The sequence below is a fragment of the Dietzia sp. Alg238-R159 genome (assembly GCF_900537145.1).
Lineage (GTDB): Bacteria > Actinomycetota > Actinomycetes > Mycobacteriales > Mycobacteriaceae > Dietzia > Dietzia kunjamensis.
Genome location: NZ_UNRI01000001.1, coordinates 710,114 through 729,949, shown reverse-complemented (window position 1 = coordinate 729,949; position 19,836 = coordinate 710,114). Strand labels below are relative to the sequence as shown.

The following is a 19,836-nucleotide window of genomic DNA, read 5'->3' as shown; positions in this document are numbered from 1 at the left end:
GGAAATGCGGTCCTCTCGAAGTTCGGCGGTCCGGATCACGCCCCGGACCCCAGCGGCAGGTCTCTAGCGGTCGAAGACGAGCTCGACGAGCTTGCCCGCGCCGAAGTCGACGCCCGAGACCAGCGCGGTCATGAAGATGAGGAACAGGAACACCACGATGGTGTAGGTGACCATCTGGTTGCGCGTGGGCCAGATGACCTTGCGCAGCTCCTCGACGACCTGCCCGATGTACTGGAACGGGTTCGTGCGGGCGGTCCGCGTGTCCTCCGGCTTGTCCGCGTCCGTACGGACCCGTCCGGCCAAGGCGGTGTCGCCGCGCCCCGCCTTGCCGGTGGGGACGGCGGCAGCGGCGTCGGAATCGCGGACGCCGCTGACGTCGACGTCGTCGTCGCGATCCTGGCTCACGCGGCTACCTCCGGGTCGTCTGGTGTGCGGTAAGTGCAGGGGCGACAGGACTTGAACCTGCAACCTGCGGTTTTGGAGACCGCTGCTCTGCCAATTGAGCTACGCCCCTTCGGCCGGTCTCCCGGCCACCCGTGCCCTCCCGCGCCTGCGGGCCGCACGAACGCCTCGACTCTACAGTGTCGGCGACTGCCTGGCGGCAGCGCGGTCCGCGACCGCGTTCGGTCGGGCGTCCCAGTGTACGACAGGCGGCCGGTGGCCCGAAATCGTCCGGCGTCACCCCGCGAGCGAGACCGTGACGATCGCCTTGCCGAACACCTTCGACCCGCCACAGGTCACGGCGAGCGCGACGTCCGCGGTCGAGCCGTCCTCGGCCACCTTCCTCACCGACCCCGCCACCTCGAGCCGGGCGGGTTCGTCGGCGGGGACGACCACGGGCCCGGCGAACCGGAACGAAGTCGCCACCACGCGGTCGGCTCCCCCGGCCCACTCGGCCACGACCCCGATCGCCAGCGCGGAGGTGAGCATCCCGTGCGCCACGACCCCGGGCAGACCGAGCGCCTGCGCCGCGGCGTCGTCCAGGTGGATGGGGTTGTGGTCCCCCGACGCCTCGGCGTAGCGCCGCAGGTCGTCCCGCGAGATCGGCAGGGTCCGGGACGGCAGGACCTCCCCGGCGGCAGTGGTCCTCGTCGTCGTCACGTCCTGCGCGGCCGCGCCTCGCGCGGCCGCGCCCTGCCCATGCACCTCCCGCCCGGTCATGCCTCCACCTCCGCGGTGAGCAACGCACTGGTCAGAGTCTGGACGGGCTCGCCGGCGGCGTCGCGCAGCACGGTGTCGAACCCGATCATCCGCCCGCCGCGCGCCGACCGCACCCCGGTGACCGTGGCGGTGGCGGTGAGGACGTCGCCGACACGGATCGGCCGGTGATGCTCGCTGGACTGCGCGGTGTGGAGGGTCCGCGCCAGGTCGATGCGCAGGGCGGGGTGCTCCATCACCGCGCGTTGGACCGGGGCGGTCAGCGCGGCCGCGAGGGTGGCGGGGACCTGGCCGGTCGGCGCGCCCACCGCCTCGGCGAAGCGCGCCACCACCGCGTCGGTGACCGTGACCGGATCCCCGACGACGACGACGACGAGGTCATCAGCGTTGTCTGTGCTCACAGGCGCCGACGCTACCCGAGGGCGAGTCCGCCGAACCGCTGACACGACCCGTCCGCGCCTCCTACGGTGGGGGCAGTCGAGCAGGGAGTGCGATGTGAGCCACGACGAGCCGGCCCCGCAGGCCGAAACGACGCCGGTGGAGGGCCGGCCGGTGGAGGGGCACGGCGGATCCCACGCCACGGCCGTCGCCGCCGCGCACGGCGTGCGGACGATGTTCACCCTCTCCGGGGCGCACGTGTTCCCCATGTACGACGCCGCGGAGAAGGAGGACCACGGCGTGGCACTGCTCGACGTGCGGCACGAGCAGACGGCCGCATTCGCCGCCGAGGCCACCGGCAAGCTCACCCGCTCGCCCGGCCTGGCCGTCCTCACCGCCGGTCCGGGGGTGACCAACGGCGTGTCCGCGCTGGCGCAGGCCTCGTTCTCCGGCGCCCCGATGGTGGTCCTCGGCGGGCGCGCGCCGGCCGGCCGCTGGGGCACCGGCAGCCTGCAGGAGTTCGACCACGTCCCGGTGGTGCGGTCGGTGACCGTGTCCGCCGAGACCGCCCGCGACACGGCCGATATCGCCGCCGCCACCCACCGCGCGTTCACCGCCGCCCGCACCGCGCACCGCGGGCCGGCGTTCCTCGACGTGCACATGGACCACTTCTTCGACCGGTGCGACTCCGTCCGGCCCGGACCGGGGCGGGCCGGCGACGGCTCCCCCGCCGCCGCGCCGGACCGCTCCCCCGACACCGACGCCGTCGACCGGATCGCCGACCTGCTCGTCGGCGCCGAGCGTCCCGTGCTGGTGCTGGGCTCCGACGTGTGGGCAGATCGCGGCGAAGACGCAGCGCTGCGGTGCGTCGAGTCGCTGGGCCTGCCCGTCATCCCCAACGGCATGGGCCGCGGGATCGTCCCGGCCGGGCACCGGCTACTGGTGACCAAGGCGCGCGGGACGGCGTTCGGCGCGGCCGACGTGGTGCTCGTCGTGGGCACGCCCCTGGACTTCCGGCTCGGCTACGGGGTGTTCGGCGGCAAGGAGGGCGCGACGCCGGCGAAAGTGGTGCACATCGCGGACTCCCCCGGGCAACTCGGCCACCACGCGTCACCGGCCGTGGCCACCGCGGGCGACCTGGGGCTCGTGCTGGACGCGGTCGTCGAGGCCGTACAGCGCCGATCGCGGGCGGCGCGCCCGGACTGGTCGACCTGGGCGACCACGCTGCGGGAGAAGGCCGATGCCACCCACGCCGCCGACCTGCAGCTCCTGGGCGCCTCGGCCGACCCCGTCCATCCCGCGCGGATCTACGGCGAGCTGCTGCCGCGCCTGGCCGAGGACGCCGTGGTGATCGGCGACGGCGGCGACTTCGTCTCCTATGCCGGCAAGTTCATCGAACCCGCCCGGCCGGGCAACTGGCTGGACCCCGGCCCGTTCGGGTGCCTCGGCGCGGGACTGGGCGCGGCCATCGCGGCCCGCATCGCCCGACCGTCCAGTCAGGTGGTCCTGCTGCTGGGCGACGGTGCTGCGGGGTTCTCCCTCATCGACGTGGACACCCTCGTCCGGCACCGACTGCCCGTGGTGATGGTGATGGGCAACAACGGGGCGTGGGGCCTGGAGAAGGGCCCCATGCAGATGCTCTACGGCTACGACGTGATCGCCGACCTCGCGCCGCGGACTCGCTACGACGAGGTGGTGAAGGCCCTCGGCGGGGCCGGCGAGATGGTCACTGATCCCGCGCAGATCGGCCCGGCGCTGGACCGGGCGTTCGCCAGCGGCGTGCCGTACCTGGTGAACGTGATAACCGATGTAGAGGCCATGTATCCCCGCTCGACATTTGGAGTCTGAACTGACGTGATCAACCCTGATTTCCCGCTGTGGCTACGGGCCTCCCACCTGATCAACTTCATCCTGATCGGCATGTTGCTCCGCTCGGGCTGGGAGATCCTGTCCTCGATGCCTCGACTGTGGTGGCGCAACGACTGCAAGCCCGGGACCGAGTGGTTGCGCTTCACCCGCCGGAAACTGCCACGGGAGGAGGGCGTGTACACCTCCCTGATGGACGAGAAATCCCTGTCACCGTTGATCGGCCTACCGGGTCGGGAGAACATCGGGCTGGGCCGGCACTGGCACGGGATCTCGGTGATGCTGTGGGTGCTCAACGGCCTGGTGTACGTGGTGCTGCTGTTCGCGACCGGACTGTGGCGCCGCATCATCCCCACCTCGTGGAGCGTGTTCGGCGAGGCGTGGGAGTCGATCCGGATGTACCTCGGGTTCCGGGCTCCGGCGATCGAACACTTCGACCCGTATGACGCCGCACAGATGCTGGCTTACACCGCCGTCATCTTCGTCCTCGCTCCGCTGCTCATCCTCACCGGCGTGGCCATGGCGCCGGCGGTGCGCTCGCGGTTCCCCTGGTACGTCAAGCTCTGGGGCGGCCACCAGGGCGCCCGGTCGCTGCACTTCATCCTCATGGTGCTCATCTCCGCGTTCATCGTCATGCATGTCGGGCTGGTGTTCCTGGTGCACGCCGAGCACAACGTCGTGCACATGGTGTTCGGCACCACCGACACGGCACGATCCGCCCAGGCCTTCACCATCACGATCGCCACCGTCGTGGCCGTGGTCCTGTTCTGGATCGCCCTGAGTTACTGGTCGCTGGCCGACCGCGCCCGGGCGCAGCGGTTCACCGCCGGGGTGTCCGAGATCGGCCGCCGCCTCTTCCTCAACCGGATGCGACCGCGGATGGGGCGGCAGAACACCTACACCGACGACGACATCTCCGAGTTCCACTGGACCAACGGCCTGCCGCCCACCGAGGACGAGTCGCCGGAGTGGGTCGAGGCTCGCGACGATGCCTGGCGCGGCTATTCCTTGACCATCGGCGACGACCTCTCGGGCGCCGAGAAGACCCTGGCCCTGGACGAGCTCACGGAGCTGCCGCGCACCTCTTATGTAGCGGTGCACACCTGCATGCAGGGCTGGTCCGCCACGTCCCGGTGGACCGGCGTACGACTGCGGGATCTGCTCGAGGTCCTCGGCCCCCAGCCGGAGGGAGCCCACTACGTGCTGATCGACTCCTACGGTCTGGCCCAGAAGATGTATGACAACCGGCCGCGGGAGCCGTTCTACGCGGTACTCGACCTCGACACGGTCTACGAGGACGACACGATTCTGGCCTACGAGCGCAACGGAACCCCTCTCGAGACGCACCTCGGCGCCCCCGCCCGCCTGCGGGTGGAGTCAAACCACGGCTACAAGCACGTCAAGTGGGTGCGCTCGATCCGGTGGATAGCCGACTACGCGGAGTACGGTGACGGCCGAGGCGGGACCCGCGAGGATTCCGCGCTGCAGGCGTTCAACGGAAGGATCTGACGTGTCCCACATCGTCTCGTGCCGCTTCGAGGTCAGCGGCGTCCGGAACGACAGGGACGTCAAGAAGGCCCTCCAGGCGCTCTACGACATCTTCGCCGAGCACGGACTGGGCCAGGCGACCTTCGAACTCACCGGGGCCGAACACGCGCAGCTGTACGTCAAACACCCGGACACGGTCCGCCCGGACCCGGCGATCATCGAGAAGGCCCTCGCCCGCGCGGGAGACTTCCGGGTGGTCTCTACCCATCTGCACTCCTCGAACTGAATCGCTGCACCGATGTCCCGAAACCCGGTTCGGCGCAACTGCGCACACCCGCACTCCTGCTCGGACGAGACCCGGCTGCGGGTACTAGCCGATGCCCCACTGACCCGGGAGCTCTCACCTGATGACCGGCGCGACCTCAACGGGCACCTGACCGCCTGGTCCTGGGCCGAGGGCGATCCGATGGTGCTCGCCGGGGATGAAATCCCCGGTTCGTATCTCGTCGTCTCCGGCCGCGCGCGGGTTACCCGGGACACCGCCGATGGCCGGGAGCTCACCGTGGACATCGCCGCCCCCGGAGACACCGTGGGGCCGTTGCACACGGAGGCTGCCGTCGCGACCGAGTCCGCCTGGGCGATGGAGACGACCTGTGCGCTCTTCCTGCCCGCTCACGCGCTGGCGGAGGTGGTCGGCGACCACCCGAGCCTCGCCCTGGGCCTGATCCGAATGCAACAGGATCGGCTCGCGCAGGCCCGGGAACAGGAGATCGGGCACACCACGCAGTCGGTGGAGCAGCGGGTCGGCTCGACGCTGCGGCACCTCGACCGCAAGCTCGGAAGCCTCCAGCGGGACGGCTCGAGTCTCCTCCAGGTCCGACTGCGCCGCGACGACATTGCGGGGATGGCCGGCACCACAGTGGAATCCGCCTCGCGCGCGATGGCGCGGATGAAGAAGGCGGGCGTCATCGACTCCGGCCGCGAATGGGTCTCGGTCCTCGACCGCGCCGCACTCGAGAGGCTGATCGCGGGCGATTAACTGGTCGGCGCCGCTTTCCCGTTGATTGATTGGCGTCAAGGAAGTCTTCTCCGGTTGCTCCTAGGTTCGGAGATGCACGTAAGGAACGTGCACCGTTCCCCCGAGGAACAGCAACCGTAGAGGAGCTGGGATCACCATGAGTGTCCGCGAACAGGTCAAGAGCATCGTTCTGCGTTCGGATGAATTCTCGTGCCCGTCGTGCATCGCGAAGATCGAGAACAAGTTGAACGGTTTGGACGGTGTCGAGTCCGCGGAGGTCAAGTTCGCCTCCGGACGAGTACTGGTCGACTACGACCCCGCGAAGGTCTCGGTACGTGATCTCGTCGCAGCGGTCGCCGAGGTCGGCTACGCGGTCAAGCCGTCGGCGTTCTGACGCGACGACACCGACCGCACGACGGCGACCGAAGGAGACAGGACAATGCTGAAATCATGGAAGACCTGGGGCGTGGTGGCGGCCTCCGGCCTGCTCATCGTCGCCTCGTGGCTCGTCGGCCGACTCACCTCGGCCGACGCGGTGGCGGACGGATTGATGATCATCGCCGCTCTCGTGGCCGGCTACCGGATCGCCGTCTCGGCGGTTCAGGCGCTTCGGATCCGGATGATCTCGATCGATCTGCTGGTCGTGGTCGCCGCCGTCGGGGCCATGTTCATCGACAACTACTGGGAGTCTGCGGCGGTCACTTTCCTCTTCGCCCTCGGCAAGGCCCTGGAGAAGGCGACTCTCAACCGCACTCGCCGGGCCCTGTCCGACCTCGTCGACTCGGCGCCCGAGACCGCCACCATCCTTCGCGACGGCGAGCCGGAGACCGTCGAGGTCTGGGAACTCGAACCCGGCGACCTCGTGCTGGTGCGCAACGGGGAGCAGGTCCCCGTCGACGGCCGGGTGCTCTCCGGCAACGGCGGCGTGGACGAGGCCACCATCACCGGCGAGTCCGTCCCGGCCGAGAAGTCCGAGGGCTCCGAGGTGTTCGCCGGCACCTGGCTACGGTCGGGAGTCCTGCGTATCGAGGCCGTCGGCATCGGTGCCGACACCACCCTCGCCCGGATCGTCCACCGGGTGGAGGACGCCCAGGACGACAAGGCCCGCACCCAGACCTTCATGGAACGGTTCTCGACCTGGTACACCCCCGCCGTGATGATCTCGGCGCTGGTGGTGGCCCTGATCCCCTGGTCGTTGGTCGCCACCATGGGCAACATAGAGCTCGCGCTCACCCTCCTGGTGATCGGCTGCCCCGGCGCCCTCGTGATCTCGATCCCCGTGTCGATCGTCGCCGGGATCGGCCGCTCCGCCAAGGACGGTGTTCTCATCAAGGGCGGCGAGTACCTCGAGAGTGCGGCCCGGGTCGACGCGGTCGTCGTCGACAAGACCGGCACCCTCACCAACGGTCGGCCGGTCCTGACCGACGTGGACGTGCTCGACGACGACTATTCGCGTGAGGACGTCCTGAGGCTGGCCGCCCGAGCCGAGACCGCGTCCGAGCATCCGCTCGCCGAGGCGATCATCTCGGGTGCCCGGGAGGCGGGACTGGAGATCGACCTGGTCGAAGCGGCCGAGCCCGTCGCCGGCAAGGGCATCCGCGCCGAGGTGGATGGCCGAGTGGTCGCGGTGGGCTCCGCGGATCTACTCGACCACCGGCCTGACAACGCACGGATCCTCGAACTCAACGACCAGGGCAGGACCGCGATGTTCGTCGGGGTCGACGGACGGGCGGTCGGGATCGTCGCCGTCGCCGACACCATCCGTGACGACGCCCCGGCAGCGGTCAGGGCACTGCACGACGCTGGGATCAGGGTCGTCATTGCGACCGGCGATGCCCAGCGGGTGGCCCGCAATGTCGGCGCCGAACTCGGGGTCGACGAGATCCGTGCCGAGCTCATGCCGGAGGACAAGGTCGAGATCGTGCGCGAGCTGCAGTCCCGCGGCCACACCGTGGCCATGGTCGGTGACGGGGTCAACGACACCCCTGCGTTGGCACTGGCCGACATCGGGGTGGCGATGGGAGCCGCCGGCTCGCCGGCCGCGATCGAAACCGCCGACATCGCGTTGATGGCGGACAGGCTCCCGCGGCTGCCGTACGCGCTCTCCCTGGCCAAGCGGACCGTCCGCACCATGCGACTCAACATCGCCATCGCCCTGGTGACCGTTGCCGCGCTTCTTGCCGGGCTGTTCCTCGGGGGCGTGACCATGTCGATCGGGATGCTGGTCCACGAGGTGTCCGTTCTCGCGGTGATCGCGATCGCGATGCTCCTCCTGCGGCCGACCCTCGAGAAGGACGGAACCGGGATCCCGGGACACGCGGGGGACCTCGTCCTCGGGACCGGAGCACGGGACGTGAGCCGGGTGTGATCAGACCCTGATGCCGTAGGAGTCGAGAAGACGACGAAGGCCGCCCGCGGCGAGCGGGCGGCCTTCGTGTTGAGAGTACCGGTGGGGGGACTCGATCCCCCGACCTCACGATTATGAGTCGTGCGCTCTAACCAGCTGAGCTACACCGGCATGCCCTGCCAGTCGGACGATCGAGCCGCCCCGCACAGTGCGAGCCCCCTGTCGGAATCGAACCGACGACCTTTTCCTTACCATGGAAACGCTCTGCCGACTGAGCTAAGGGGGCGGGCCGCGCTTCGCTGTTGGTCACCCAACCGCTTGGCGCGTAAGCCTTTAGCAGATTACACACACGGCCGAACGCGGCACAAATCGCCCGGTGGGGCGCTGTCCCGCCGGGCCCGCTGGCAGGATGGCCGGGTGCGCATCTCCGTGGTGATCCCCGTCCTCGACGACGCCCGCGAACTCGAGGGCGCCCTGGCTTCCCTCGCCACACAGACGCGGCTGCCCGACGAGGTCGTGGTGGTGGACAACGGGTGCTCGGACGACAGCGTCGCGGTGGCATTGGCCGCGGATGCGCGGATCGGGGTCCGGGTGGCCGTCGAGCCCGTGCGGGGCATCCCCGCAGCGGCCGCGGCAGGCTACGACTCCGCGACGGGCGACATCATCGCCCGACTCGACGCCGACTCCCGGCCCGGACCCGGGTGGCTCGCCCGGATCGAGGCCGCGTTCACCGCCGATCCCGAACTCGTGGCCATCTCCGGCCCAGGCGAGTTCATCGGCTTGGAGGGGTGGCGGGCCCGCGCCGCGAAGCGGCTCTACATGGACGCGTTCTTCGTCTCCGTCGGCGCCGCCATGGCCCACCCCGTCCTGTTCGGCTCGAACCTGGCGATGCGCCGCAGCGCCTGGGAGCGGGTGCGCGACGGGGTCAACCGCACCGACCCGGAACTCCACGACGACATCGACCTGTCGTTCCAGTTCGGCGCCAACGACCGCCTGTTGGTCGACCGTTCCCTGACCGTGGGGATCTCGGCCCGACCCTTCGACGACCCCGCGGCCATGCGGCGACGCTTCTCGCGGGCATTCCGGACGATCTTCCTCAACTGGCGGTCGAGCCCGCCGTCGCGGCGGTGGCTGGAGCGCGTCCAGCGCTGACCCGGCCCGGTCGGCCGAATCAGCCGGTGAGGCGGCGCGGGCTCACGCCCAGACGAGCACCGACCAGAGGATGAGCTGCGTGACGCAGAAGCCGGCCAGCATGTTGAGCACCAGGAAGCGCTTCCAGCCCTCGTTGGTCGCCTCGGCGGTGGCGTCGGTGACCCGCGTGTAGGCGGCCACCGTGGCGAGGTACGGCAGGATCGCGAACGCCGCCCCCGACGCCGGCCACGGCGCGGCGATCAGCAGCACCAGCACCGCCGCGGCGTAGCAGGCCAGCGCGAACCACACGGCTGCCCGGGCACCGAGCACGGTGGCGACCGATTTCAGGCCGGCCTCGCGGTCGAAGCGCACGTCCTGCACGGCGCCGAACGCCTGGGACGCCGCGCCCCACAGCATGAACGCGATGAGGCACGCCCACACCCCGCCGCCGAGGTCCGCGCCGGCGATGGTCCACCCGACGATCGCCGGCGAGACGAAGTGGAACGCCGAGGTGACGGAGTCCACGAACGGGATCTCCTTGAACCGCAGTCCCTTGGCGCTGTAGGCGATCACCGCGAACGCACTCGCCGCCAGCCACAGCGACGACTCGAGCGTCCCGACCACGACGAGGTAGGCCAGGAACGGCACGGTCGTGACGGCCGAGGCCACGAGCGTCGCCGTGTGGCGCGACCGCTCGAGGACCGACCCCTCCACGCCGCCCTTGCGGGGGTTGCGCAGGTCCGACTCGTAGTCGAAGACGTCGTTGATCCCGTACATCGCGAGGTTGTACGGCACCAGGAAGAAGAGCGTGCCGATCACGCCCAGCAGGTCGAACCCGCCCGTGGCCAGGAAGTACGCCAGCGCGAACGGGGCGGCGGTGTTCACCCACGAGACCGGGCGGGACGACCAGAACAGGGTGGTGAGCAGACCCGGTGTCGCGGGCCGCTCGGGGGTGCGGACCTTGTCGTCGTCGTCCCCCGGTTCCGGGGTGCCCGCCAGCGCCGCGTCCCCCCGGCCCGACACCGTCGGGCTGCCCGCCACGGCACCGGCCCGCGGCCGGGCGGTGAGCACGAACCACACCGAGGGCATGAACACGGCCACGGCGACGGCGTAGGCGAAGTCCTCGATGGGGGCCACGCCCAGGCGGATGCCGCTGGTCAGCGCATCATCGTAGGCCACGAGTCCGGCCGAGATCATGATGTTGTCGAAGATCGCCGTGAGGACGAGCAGCACCACGAGCGAGCCGCCGACCCCGATCAGCCAGCGTCGGCGGTCAGCCCCGCGCAGGCGCCACAGCGCGATGAGGGCGGCTGCGACCACCGGGATGGCCATGGTGGCGTTGATGGTCGAGTAGATGCTCACGGCCGCGCCCCCGCCCCGTCGTTCTGGGCTCCGCCGTTCTGGGCCCCGTCGTTCTGGGCGCCGCCGTTCTGTGCGCCGCCTGACCGTGCGCCGCCGGACCGCGCGCCCCGCCGCCGCGAGACATGCTCGACGGCCGTGACCACGCCCGTCGCGCACACCAACGCGAGGTGCGACAGGAACGCGAGGAACACGACCTCCTCGAGCGGGATCTCCGGCGCGACCAGCAGGCCGGTCATGAAGTCGGTCTGGCCGCGGAAGAACACCCCGCTGCGCACCCCGAGGACGTCCCACGTGAGCAGCAGCGCCACCGCCGCGGTCACGGAGAGTGCAGTCGCGGCCGGGGCGCGGAACGCCGCGAGCTTCCAGCGGTGGTCGATGACGAGGATGCCGGCGAACGAGATGACCTGGACCGCCAGGTAGGCCAGCCCGATCACCTCGCCGACACCGGGTCGCCGCCGGCGGGTCCGCCGGACGCGGGCCTGTCGAACACCGTGCCCCCGCCGGGCTCGGCCACGGGCGCGGTACCCGTGTCGCCGCGCACGTGCTTGAGGATCAGCTCGGCGCTGATGAGGCACATCGGCAGTCCGATCCCGGGGATGGTCGACGCGCCGGCGTAGTACAACCCGTCGACGTGCGTGCTGACGTTGCGGGTGCGGAAGAACGCGCTCTGCGCCAGCGTGTGCGCGGGCCCGAGGGCCGTGCCGCGCCACGCGCCGAGGTCGTCCTCGAGATCGGCGGGGGCGATGGTGCGCCGCACGACGATCCGCTCGGCCAGGTCGTCGATGCCGGTCCAGTCGGCGATCTGGGCGATGGCCCGGTCGGCGGCCGCCTCGATCGCGGCGTCCCCCGCGCCGTCCACGCCGCCGTGGCCCAGCGAGGGGTCCGCGGGGATGGGCACCAGGACGAAGAGGTTCTCGTGGCCCTCCGGGGCGATGCCCGCGTCCGGGTCGGTGTCGGTGGCACTGGGGCGGCAGACGTAGAGCGACGCCGGGTCCGGGATGTGGGGCGACTCGCCGAAGATGGCGTCGAACCCCTCCTCCCACCGGTCGGTGAACAGCAGCGTGTGATGGGCCAGCTGCGGGAGCTCACCACGCACCCCGAGCAGCATGAGCAGTGCTCCGGGCCCGGGGGTACGCGAGTCCCAGTAGGACTGTGGGTAGGTGCGGAGGTGCTCGGGGAGCCACCGGGTCTCGAGGTGGTGGAGGTCCGCGGCCCCGACGACGAGGCCGGCCGGCAGCGTCCGCTCCGTCCCGGCCCGGTCGCGCACCCGGACGCCCCTGATCTGCGCCTTCGACCGGCGGGACCCGCGCGCGCGGGCGCCCTCGGATGTGGTGACCAGTTCGATCGCCTCGGTGCCCGTGTGGATGACCACACCCTGCTGCTCGGCGACCCTGCGGACCGCGGCGATCACCTCGGTGAACCCTCCGCGCGGGTAGAGGACACCGTCAGTGAGGTCGAGGTGGCTCATGAGGTGGTAGATCGACGGCGCCAGGTACGGCGAGGACCCGAGGAACACCGCGGGGTAGCCGAGGATCTGCTGGATGCGGCGGTCGCTGAACCGGCGGGCCACGAACGAGTGCAGCGGCTGGACGAGGCGGGCCACCAGCGAACCGGCCCGGGCCACCACGTCGGGGCGCACCAGGGCCGCGTACGAGGTGAAGTTGGTGTAGAGGAACCGCTTGAGCGCGAGGTCGTAGGTCGTCCGCGCCGAGTCGAGGTACCTGCCCAGCACGCGACCGGCGCCCGGCTCGAGCGACTCGAACAAGGCGGTCGAGGCCGCGCGATCCGAGCGGATGTCGACCGACTCGGGGCGGTTCTCGAAGTACACGCGGTACCCGGGGTCCAGGCGCACCAGGTCCAGCTGCTCGTCGGCGGAGGTACCGCAGAGGCGGAAGAAGTGGTCGAACACCTCCGGCATGAGGTACCAGGAGGGGCCGGTGTCGAAGCGGAACCCGCCCGCCGACCAGCTGCCCGCGCGCCCGCCGACGGAGTCGGTGGCCTCGACGAGCGTGACGTCGCGCCCCTCGTGGGCCAGCAACGCGGCGGTCGCCAGGCCGGCGATGCCGCCGCCCACCACGACGACGGGCCCGTCCGGGGCCTGCCGGCGGCTCATCGGGCCACCGCCCCACCGCGCGCGGCACCGGGGCGGGCGCCGGACCGGCCGCGCCCGGCTGCAGCGCGGCCGATCACCGCGAGCTTCACCGGATCGGGCACCCGCACCCGGCCCGCGCTCACCCCGGATGCCCCGGCCGCCCGTAGGCGATCGTTGAGCTCGGCGAACAGGTCGTGGGCTGCGGCCACCGCCAGGCGGTCGCGGCCCGGGATCCGGTTGATCGCCGCCCGCGCGATGCGCAGGTCCGCGTCCACGTCAGCGGCCAACTCGCGTACGTCCTTCTCCGTCAGTGCCCGCGGGTCACGGCCCGGCAGGTAGTTGCGACCGAGTTCCGTGAAGTCTTCCCGGATGTCCCGGAGGAAGTTCACCTTCTGGAACGCCGCTCCGAGTGCGCGCGCTCCGGCGGCCATCTCGTCGTCGTCACCCAGTCCCCCACCGGCGAACGTCCGCAGGCACATCTCCCCGATGACCTCCGCCGACCCGTGGATGTACCGACGCAGCGACTCCTCGGTGTGTTCGGTGACGTCGATGTCGGCCTCCATCGAGTCGTAGAACGGATCCACCAGGCGCGCGTCGATCCCGAACCGACGCGCGGTGTCGGCGAAGGCGTGCGTCACCGGATCGGGGTCCAGCCCGCGCTCGATCGCGCGGTGCGTCCGGCGGCGCGCCTCGGCGATGAGCTCGCGCGCGGCGACCGGGTCGTCCATCGCGCCGTCGACGACCTCGTCCCCGACCCGCGCCCACGCGTAGATCGCGGCGACGTGCGGGCGGGTGGCGGGCGCGAGCAGTCGGCAGGCCAGTGCGAACGACGTGGAGTACCGGCGCAGGATCACCTCGCTGCACCGGCGGGCGGCGTCGGTGAACTCCGCGTGGGGGCTCTGCTGGGTCATCGGGTCCTCTCCAGGGCGGTGGCCAGGTGGGGGCCGAGCGCGGCCCGGACGTCGTGCGGCACGGCCGGGGAGTCCAGCGCGGCGCGGGCGGCGGTGATGAGGTCCTCGGCGATGCCTACCGCGTGCTCGCGGGCGCCGCACTCGCGTAGTAGCTCGCGCGCGGTGTCGGGGTCGGGCGTGTGGCCGTTCATCGTCGCGGGGTCGGCGGCCGGACGGCCGAGGGCGGCGTCGATACGCGGCCAGGCCTCGGTGGTGGCGGCGTGGGCCAGCAGGACGGTCGGTGCGCGCCGGAGCAGGTCGCCCTCGTTGGACTTGCCGGTCACGGCCGGATCCCCGAACACGCCCAGCACGTCGTCGATCACCTGGTAGGCGGTCCCCAGGTGGCGGCCGGCCTCACGCAGCGGGGGGATGACCTCGTCGGGCGCGCCGCCGAGCATCGCGCCCAGCACGAGGGGCAGGCACACGGAGTAGGCGGCGGTCTTGGCCGCGCCGATCGCCAGCGCCCGCTCGCGGTCGGCGGGCTCGCGCTCGACACAGCCGTGGACGTCCGCGTACTCCCCGGCGATCGACGCGACGACCGCGCCCTGCACCTCGTCGAGTACACGGTGCAGCAGCGGCGCCGGCACGGGCAGGCGGGCGAAGTCGGCCATCGCGGCCACGAGCAGCAGGTCGCCGCCGAGCAGCCCGCCGACCTGTCCGAGGTGCCCGGCGGCCTCGGTCCCGATCCCCGCGGCGGTGGCCCGCGCGGTGGTGCGGCCCTGCAGGTTGGGCTGGCCGCGGCGCTGGTCGTCCCCGTCCGCCAGGTCGTCGTGGACGAGGAACGCCTCGTGCAGCAATTCCAGAGCCTGGCCCGCGGCGGCCCGCACGGCCTCGTCGGCGCCCCCGGAGGTGGTGTACACGGCGTCGAAGAGCGCGGAGCGCATCCCCTTGCCGGAGCGGGTGGTCCGCCCGAGGTCATCGGCCCAGTCGTCCACTGCGGAACCCAGGCCGGCCGGCAGGTCGCCGGCCGTCATCCGATGTGCGGCGGTCATCGAAAGGAGTGTCATGTCCGGTGGTTCGGAGCCGGGGCCGTCGTGGATACGTCTCACCTCGATTCTTCTCGACGAGATGCGGCGTGACAGGTCGTGAGGTCGTGACCCTGGGGACCGCGGGTGGTCATATTTTCACGGATTCCCGGGCGACAAGTCCCGAAATGCACGAAGACCCCCGCTTGTGGCAGGGGTCTCGCGTGCCAGATGATGGATTCGAACCAACGTAGGCTAAGCCGACGGATTTACAATCCGCTCCCTTTGGCCGCTCGGGCAATCTGGCGTGCACCTCAAGGGCGCTACGACACGATACAACGCCTGTGACCCCTGGTGCCAAATCGGGGTGCTCAGGGGTGGTGCGGCGGCGGCCTCCCGGCCCCGCCCGAGGCCGCCTCGAGCCCTGGCCGTGGCGGCCTCGCGCCCCGGCCGTGGCGGGTAGCCTGACCGGGACATCCCCCAACGACAGGAGTACGTCCATGGCCTCGGAGTCCTCGTTCGACATCGTCTCGGAGTTCGACCGCCAGGAGGTGGACAACGCCCTGAACCAGGCCGCCAAGGAGCTGGGCACCCGCTACGACTTCCGCGGGACCGACGCGAGCATCGAGTGGAAGGGCGAGGACGCGGTGGAGATCGTCGCGAACTCCGAGGACCGCGTGCTGGCCGCCAAGGACGTCTTCGTGGAGAAGTTGGTGCGCCGCGGGCTGAGCATGAAGGCGCTCGAGGTGGGCGACCCGATGCCGTCGGGCAAGTCGTTCCGCCTGGTCGGCTCGCTCAAGCAGGGCATCGACAAGGAGAACGCCAAGAAGATCACCAAGCTGCTGCGCGACGAGGGCCCCAAGGGCGTCAAGGCGCAGATCCAGGGCGAGGAGATCCGTGTGTCGTCCAAGAAGCGCGACGACCTGCAGGAGTGCATCTCGCTGCTCAAGGGTGCCGACTTCGAGGTCGCGCTGCAGTTCACCAACTACCGCTGACCCGCCGACGGTGCCGTTCCGCATAGGCGGGGGTGTGCGTCGGCTCCGCGCCGCCGCGCTGGTCGCCGCCGTGGGCCTGTCCTCGCTGGTGGGGTGTGCGTCCGGGGGCGACGACGACGAGGTCGCGCAGCAGCTGACCGTCTTCGCCGCCGCGTCGCTCAGCGGGGCGTTCACCGAGATCGCCGAGGACTTCGAGGCGACGCATCCCGGGGTGTCGATCCGGCTGGGTTTCGACGGCTCCTCCGGTCTGGTGGACCAGCTGGCCGGCGGCGCCCCGGTGGACGTGTTCGCCTCCGCCGATGTCCGGACGATGGACCGCGCCGTCGCCGAGGGGCTGGTCGCCGGCGAGCCGACGCCGCTGGCCACCAACGTGCTCACCCTCATCACCCCGCCCGGCAATCCGGCGGGGATCACGGGTCTCGACGACTCGCTGGACGGCGCACGACTCGTGGTGTGCGCGGCCGTCGTGCCGTGTGGTGCGGCGGCCCGCACGCTGGCGGACACCGCGGGGATCGACCTGGCCCCGGTGAGCGAGGAGTCCACCGTCACCGACGTGCGCGGCAAGGTCACCTCCGGCGAGGCAGACGCGGGGATCGTCTACGCCACCGACGCCCGCGCCGTCGCCGACCGTGTCGAGCGGGTCCCGATCGCCGGTGCCGACGCTGTGCCGAACGTCTACCCGGTGGCCGTTCTCGACCGCGCCGCGGATGCCGAGATGGCCCGGCGGTTCGTCGGGGCCGTCACCGGCCCCGAGGGTCGCGCGGTCCTCGCCGAGTACGGTTTCGGCCCGCCGTGACCCGGCCCCCGCTCCCCCGCTGGCTGCTCGCGGCCGCGGTGCTCGCCGTCCTGCTGGCGGCCCTGCCCCTGGCAGGCCTCGCCGCGCGCGTCCCGTGGGCGCGGGTTCCCGAACTCCTCGCCTCGGAGGCCGCCCGCGACGCCCTGCTGCTGAGCCTGCGGACGTGCGCGCTCTCCACTGTCCTGTGCATCCTGCTCGGCACCCCGCTGGCGGTGGTGCTGTCCCGCAGCAGTGGGCCGCTGGCGGCACTGGCCCGGACGGTCACCGCGCTGCCCATGGTCCTTCCCCCGGTCGTGGCCGGCCTGGCCCTGCTCATCACGCTCGGGCGCACCGGCGTCGTGGGACAGCACCTGTCCGTGCTGGGCATCGAGATCGGGTTCACGACCGCGGCCGTGGTGATCGCGCAGACGTTCGTGGCGATGCCGTTCCTGGTGGTGGCGCTCGAGGGCGCACTGCGCTCGGTGGACTCCGGCCTCGAGCGGACCGCCGCCTCACTGGGCGCCTCCCCGACCCGGGTCCTGACGACCGTGACGTTGCCGCTGGTCCTGCCGGCCCTCGTCGCCGGCGCGACCATGTCGTTCGCCCGCGCTCTCGGGGAGTTCGGCGCCACCCTGACCTTCGCCGGTTCCCTGCAGGGCACCACGCGCACCCTGCCGCTGGAGATCTACCTCAGCCGGGAGGCGGACACCGAGACCGCCCTCGCCCTGGCCGTGGTGCTCATCGCGGTGGCCGCCGCGCTCATGGCGGTCTCCGCGCTCGTCGCCCGCAGGGCGGTGGTGGGCCGTGGCTGACCACCCCGCCGCGTCGCACGCCGCCCCCGCGCCCGGCCCCGCCGAATCACACCCCGTCACCTCGCACCCCGCCGCCGAGCTGGCCTGCCGGGTCGCCGCCCGCGACGTCGACCTCCACCTCAGCGTCCCCGCAGGCCGCCGACTCGCGATCGTCGGGCCCAACGGGGCGGGTAAGTCCACGGCTCTGTCGCTGCTCGCCGGGCACCTGCGGCCCGACTCGGGCGAGGTCCGGCTCCACGGCCGCGTCGTCGGCTCGCCCCGCACCCACCTGCCCGCCCACCGCCGCCGCGTGGTGTCGCTCGAGCAGCGTCCCGGGCTACTGCCCCACCTGTCGGCCGTGGACAACGTCGCGTACGGCCCGCGGGCCCGTGGCGTCCGCAGGCGGGTCGCACTCGACCGTGCCCGCACCGAGCTCGAGGCGGTGGGCTGCGCCGACCTCGCCGACCGCAGGCCGCACGAGTTGTCCGGCGGGCAGGCGCAGCGCGTCGCCCTGGCCCGGGCCCTCGCCGTGGATCCGGAGCTCGTTCTGCTCGATGAGCCGCTGGCCGCCCTCGACGTGGAGGTCGCCCCCGCGATCCGGCGTCTCCTCGCTGATCGGCTCACCGGGCGGGCCGTGGTCCTGGTGACCCATGATCCTCTGGACCTGTGGGCGCTGGCCGACGATGTCGTCGTCGTCGCCTCCGGCCGCGTCACCCAGTCCGGCACGGTCGAAGAGGTCCTGGCCCGGCCCGCGTCCGACTTCGCCGCGCGCCTGGCCGGCGTCTCACTGGTCGAGGGGATCGTCGGCGACGACGACCTGCGCACCCCCGGCGGCGACCTCGTCTCGGGGGTCCGCGCGATCGCGGCGCCGGGATGGCGGCCGGGGGCGCGGGCGGTGGCGACCGTCGACCCGCGGGCGGTGGCCGTCCACGTCGATCCCGCACCCACCGGCTCCACGCAGGCCCCGACTTCGGCTCCGGCCACCACGAGCCCGATGCCGACCCCGACCCCGGCATCCGCGCACGCGCCTGCCGCGAGCACGCGGAACTCCTGGCCCGCGCGGGTGGTCTCACTGGCTCCCGCCGGGGCGCTGACGCGGGTGTCGGCGGAACTCCGGGACGGTCAGCGGGTCGATGCCGAGATCACGAGCCGCTCGGCCGCCGAACTCGAGCTCGCCCCGGGTTCGCCCGTGATCCTCGTGGTCAAGGCGGCCCAGGTCGCCCTCTACCCGCGCCGCTGACCGGCCTTCGCCGGCCCGAGCCACTGCCCGCAATGGCAGCCCTCTCGAACACAGGCGCCCCCCGCGATGGCGTCTCGCCTGCACCGAAGCGTGCGCGAGACGCCATGGTCGCGTGCGACTGTCGTCGGGCCACACAGGCGCCCGTGCGGCTGCCGGGTCGTTGGGGGAAGGTCAGCCGACGCGGTCGACGGTGAAACGCACGAGCCGACGCAGCGCCTCGTTCGCCGGGCCGGCGGGCAGCACGTCGAGCTCGGTCATGGCGTCATCGACGTACTTCTCGAGCGTGGCCCGCGCGCGCCGCATACCGTCGGACGCGCGCAGCAACTCGAGGGCTTCCGCCACCTCCGCGTCATCGGTGAGCGGCTCGGCGAGCAGCTCGCGCAGGCGTGCACTGTCCGAGGAGCCGGCCTCCATGGCGTAGATCATCGGCAGGGTGTGGACGCCCTCGCGCAAGTCCGTACCGGGCGTCTTGCCCGACTCGGTGGACGGCGAGGCGATGTCGATGATGTCGTCGGCGATCTGGAACGCGATCCCCACGGCGTCACCGAGGCGGCGCAGGCTGCCGATCTGCTCGGCGGTCGCCCCCGAGTACTCGCCGCCGAACTGGGCGGCCGCGGCGATGAGCGAGCCGGTCTTCTCCCAGATCACCCGCAGGTAGTGCTCGGCGGCACCCTCGTCACGACCGCCGACGCCCGGGCCGACGGTCTCGCGCATCTGCCCGGTGACCAGCTCGGCGAACGTCTGGGCGATGAGCTGCACGGCCTCGGGTCCGAGGTCGGCCAGGAGCATCGAGGAGTGGGCGAAGAGGAAGTCGCCGGCGAGGATCGCGGTGGAGTTGTCCCAGCGGCTGTTGGCCGACTCGACACCGCGGCGCATGGCGGCCTCGTCCATGACGTCGTCGTGGTACAGCGTGGCCAGGTGGATCATCTCGCACACCACGGCGGCCTTGACGAGCCGCTCGCGGTCGGGCGCGGGGCCCAGCGAGCCCGAGAGAAGGGTGACGACGGGCCGGAACCGCTTGCCGCCGGCGGTGACGAGGTGCAGTGCGACCTCGGAGAGGAAGTCCTCGCCGGTCTGGAGTCGGCTGACGAGCAGCTTCTCGACCTCGTCGAGCCGTTCGCGCAGGTCGGCTGCGAGGTCGGCGTCGCCGACGTCCACGCCCGCCACCGTGTGGTCGGTCGCCGTCTCCGCGGTGCCGGTCACTGAATCGCTCGACATCCCCACTCGTCCTCGTCGCCTGGTGAAGGGTCGGCGTGGCCCGCCCTTCCCGACAGACTACG

At 71.8% G+C, this 19,836-nt stretch carries 19 protein-coding genes, 4 tRNA genes and 1 pseudogene; 11 read left to right on the top strand and 13 right to left on the bottom strand.

Features of this window, described 5'->3' with window-relative positions; genetic code table 11:
• Positions 1-63: 63 nt before the first annotated feature.
• From secE to hadA, 4 genes and pseudogenes are all read right to left on the bottom strand, one after another.
• Positions 64-231: pseudogene (gene secE / locus G6R20_RS19095) on the bottom strand (preprotein translocase subunit SecE); the annotation flags it as partial.
• Between the two features lie 210 nt (positions 232-441).
• A tRNA-Trp gene (locus tag G6R20_RS03415) sits at positions 442-514 on the bottom strand.
• Between the two features lie 164 nt (positions 515-678).
• Positions 679-1,161, bottom strand: coding sequence for a MaoC/PaaZ C-terminal domain-containing protein (locus G6R20_RS03410; RefSeq protein WP_163375561.1), 483 nt, complete (start codon positions 1,159-1,161; stop codon positions 679-681).
• Complete coding sequence (hadA, locus tag G6R20_RS03405) at positions 1,158-1,559, bottom strand: (3R)-hydroxyacyl-ACP dehydratase subunit HadA (RefSeq protein WP_096907011.1); 402 nt, start codon at positions 1,557-1,559, stop codon at positions 1,158-1,160. Before hadA ends, G6R20_RS03410 begins: the two co-directional genes overlap by 4 nt.
• Before the next feature lie 94 nt (positions 1,560-1,653).
• Here hadA and G6R20_RS03400 point away from each other — a divergent pair, with 94 nt between their 5' ends.
• From G6R20_RS03400 to G6R20_RS03375, 6 genes are all read left to right on the top strand, one after another.
• Positions 1,654-3,384 carry an acetolactate synthase gene (locus G6R20_RS03400; protein WP_240341245.1) on the top strand — a complete coding sequence of 577 codons (1,731 nt, stop codon included), beginning with the start codon at positions 1,654-1,656 and terminating at the stop codon, positions 3,382-3,384.
• A 6-nt stretch (positions 3,385-3,390) separates the two neighbouring features.
• On the top strand, positions 3,391-4,911 hold the full coding sequence (locus tag G6R20_RS03395) for a molybdopterin-dependent oxidoreductase (protein ID WP_067716827.1): 1,521 nt from the start codon (positions 3,391-3,393) through the stop codon (positions 4,909-4,911).
• A gap of 1 nt (position 4,912) precedes the next feature.
• Positions 4,913-5,176: a hypothetical protein gene (locus G6R20_RS03390; protein WP_067716829.1), complete on the top strand. Its 264-nt coding sequence runs from the start codon at positions 4,913-4,915 to the stop codon at positions 5,174-5,176.
• A 12-nt stretch (positions 5,177-5,188) separates the two neighbouring features.
• A complete protein-coding gene (locus G6R20_RS03385; protein WP_082923936.1) occupies positions 5,189-5,929 on the top strand; it encodes a Crp/Fnr family transcriptional regulator in 741 nt (246 codons plus the stop codon).
• A 136-nt stretch (positions 5,930-6,065) separates the two neighbouring features.
• A complete protein-coding gene (locus G6R20_RS03380; protein WP_067716832.1) occupies positions 6,066-6,302 on the top strand; it encodes a heavy-metal-associated domain-containing protein in 237 nt (78 codons plus the stop codon).
• A gap of 48 nt (positions 6,303-6,350) precedes the next feature.
• Positions 6,351-8,276 carry a cation-translocating P-type ATPase gene (locus G6R20_RS03375; protein WP_240341276.1) on the top strand — a complete coding sequence of 642 codons (1,926 nt, stop codon included), beginning with the start codon at positions 6,351-6,353 and terminating at the stop codon, positions 8,274-8,276.
• 76 nt (positions 8,277-8,352) lie between these two features.
• Here G6R20_RS03375 and G6R20_RS03370 read toward each other — a convergent pair.
• Positions 8,353-8,426: transfer RNA gene (locus G6R20_RS03370), tRNA-Met, on the bottom strand.
• 42 nt (positions 8,427-8,468) lie between these two features.
• Positions 8,469-8,541, bottom strand: a tRNA-Thr gene (locus G6R20_RS03365).
• 131 nt (positions 8,542-8,672) lie between these two features.
• Between G6R20_RS03365 and G6R20_RS03360 the strand changes: the two genes are divergently transcribed.
• On the top strand, positions 8,673-9,407 hold the full coding sequence (locus tag G6R20_RS03360; RefSeq protein WP_163375559.1) for a glycosyltransferase family 2 protein: 735 nt from the start codon (positions 8,673-8,675) through the stop codon (positions 9,405-9,407).
• Between the two features lie 42 nt (positions 9,408-9,449).
• Here G6R20_RS03360 and G6R20_RS03355 read toward each other — a convergent pair whose 3' ends face one another.
• From G6R20_RS03355 to G6R20_RS03330, 6 genes are all read right to left on the bottom strand, one after another.
• The gene (locus G6R20_RS03355; RefSeq protein ID WP_346010022.1) at positions 9,450-10,748 is read right to left on the bottom strand and encodes a prenyltransferase; all 1,299 of its coding nucleotides are present in this window, start codon (positions 10,746-10,748) and stop codon (positions 9,450-9,452) included.
• The gene (locus G6R20_RS03350) at positions 10,745-11,182 is read right to left on the bottom strand and encodes a lycopene cyclase domain-containing protein (protein ID WP_240341244.1); all 438 of its coding nucleotides are present in this window, start codon (positions 11,180-11,182) and stop codon (positions 10,745-10,747) included. Before G6R20_RS03350 ends, G6R20_RS03355 begins: the two co-directional genes overlap by 4 nt.
• Complete coding sequence (crtI, locus tag G6R20_RS03345; protein ID WP_163375558.1) at positions 11,179-12,861, bottom strand: phytoene desaturase family protein; 1,683 nt, start codon at positions 12,859-12,861, stop codon at positions 11,179-11,181. The genes G6R20_RS03350 and crtI overlap by 4 nt, the downstream gene beginning before the upstream one ends.
• Complete coding sequence (locus G6R20_RS03340) at positions 12,858-13,751, bottom strand: squalene/phytoene synthase family protein (protein ID WP_163375557.1); 894 nt, start codon at positions 13,749-13,751, stop codon at positions 12,858-12,860. The genes crtI and G6R20_RS03340 overlap by 4 nt, the downstream gene beginning before the upstream one ends.
• Complete coding sequence (locus G6R20_RS03335; RefSeq protein ID WP_240341243.1) at positions 13,748-14,782, bottom strand: polyprenyl synthetase family protein; 1,035 nt, start codon at positions 14,780-14,782, stop codon at positions 13,748-13,750. Before G6R20_RS03335 ends, G6R20_RS03340 begins: the two co-directional genes overlap by 4 nt.
• A gap of 198 nt (positions 14,783-14,980) precedes the next feature.
• Positions 14,981-15,062 (bottom strand) — tRNA-Tyr (locus G6R20_RS03330).
• Between the two features lie 193 nt (positions 15,063-15,255).
• Here G6R20_RS03330 and G6R20_RS03325 point away from each other — a divergent pair.
• Genes G6R20_RS03325 through G6R20_RS03310 form a run of 4 tightly spaced genes read left to right on the top strand, consistent with a single transcriptional unit; the run spans position 15,256 to position 18,556 of the window.
• On the top strand, positions 15,256-15,750 hold the full coding sequence (locus tag G6R20_RS03325; RefSeq protein ID WP_067716850.1) for a YajQ family cyclic di-GMP-binding protein: 495 nt from the start codon (positions 15,256-15,258) through the stop codon (positions 15,748-15,750).
• Between the two features lie 34 nt (positions 15,751-15,784).
• Positions 15,785-16,546, top strand: a complete 762-nt coding sequence (gene modA, locus G6R20_RS03320; RefSeq protein WP_240341242.1) for a molybdate ABC transporter substrate-binding protein — start codon at positions 15,785-15,787, stop codon at positions 16,544-16,546.
• Positions 16,547-16,599: 53 nt separating this feature from the next.
• Positions 16,600-17,337 (top strand): ABC transporter permease, encoded by a 738-nt coding sequence (locus G6R20_RS03315; protein ID WP_240341274.1) that lies wholly within the window; start codon positions 16,600-16,602, stop codon positions 17,335-17,337.
• Complete coding sequence (locus G6R20_RS03310) at positions 17,330-18,556, top strand: ABC transporter ATP-binding protein (protein WP_163375554.1); 1,227 nt, start codon at positions 17,330-17,332, stop codon at positions 18,554-18,556. Before G6R20_RS03315 ends, G6R20_RS03310 begins: the two co-directional genes overlap by 8 nt.
• 171 nt (positions 18,557-18,727) lie before the next feature.
• On the opposite strand, the gene G6R20_RS03305 is transcribed toward G6R20_RS03310, so the two are convergent.
• A complete protein-coding gene (locus tag G6R20_RS03305; RefSeq protein ID WP_132063049.1) occupies positions 18,728-19,774 on the bottom strand; it encodes a polyprenyl synthetase family protein in 1,047 nt (348 codons plus the stop codon).
• Positions 19,775-19,836: the final 62 nt, after the last annotated feature.

What these genes read in the sequence shown, in the direction of transcription:
- G6R20_RS03335 (WP_240341243.1), bottom strand. Translation starts at nt 14,782, where the DNA reads ATGACCGCCGCACATCGGATGACGGCCGGCGACCTGCCGGCCGGCCTG.
- crtI (WP_163375558.1), bottom strand. Translation starts at nt 12,861, where the DNA reads ATGAGCCGCCGGCAGGCCCCGGACGGGCCCGTCGTCGTGGTGGGCGGC.
- G6R20_RS03325 (WP_067716850.1), top strand. Translation starts at nt 15,256, where the DNA reads ATGGCCTCGGAGTCCTCGTTCGACATCGTCTCGGAGTTCGACCGCCAG.
- G6R20_RS03305 (WP_132063049.1), bottom strand. Translation starts at nt 19,774, where the DNA reads ATGTCGAGCGATTCAGTGACCGGCACCGCGGAGACGGCGACCGACCAC.
- G6R20_RS03340 (WP_163375557.1), bottom strand. Translation starts at nt 13,751, where the DNA reads ATGACCCAGCAGAGCCCCCACGCGGAGTTCACCGACGCCGCCCGCCGG.
- G6R20_RS03410 (WP_163375561.1), bottom strand. Translation starts at nt 1,161, where the DNA reads ATGACCGGGCGGGAGGTGCATGGGCAGGGCGCGGCCGCGCGAGGCGCG.
- G6R20_RS03385 (WP_082923936.1), top strand. Translation starts at nt 5,189, where the DNA reads ATGTCCCGAAACCCGGTTCGGCGCAACTGCGCACACCCGCACTCCTGC.
- G6R20_RS03380 (WP_067716832.1), top strand. Translation starts at nt 6,066, where the DNA reads ATGAGTGTCCGCGAACAGGTCAAGAGCATCGTTCTGCGTTCGGATGAA.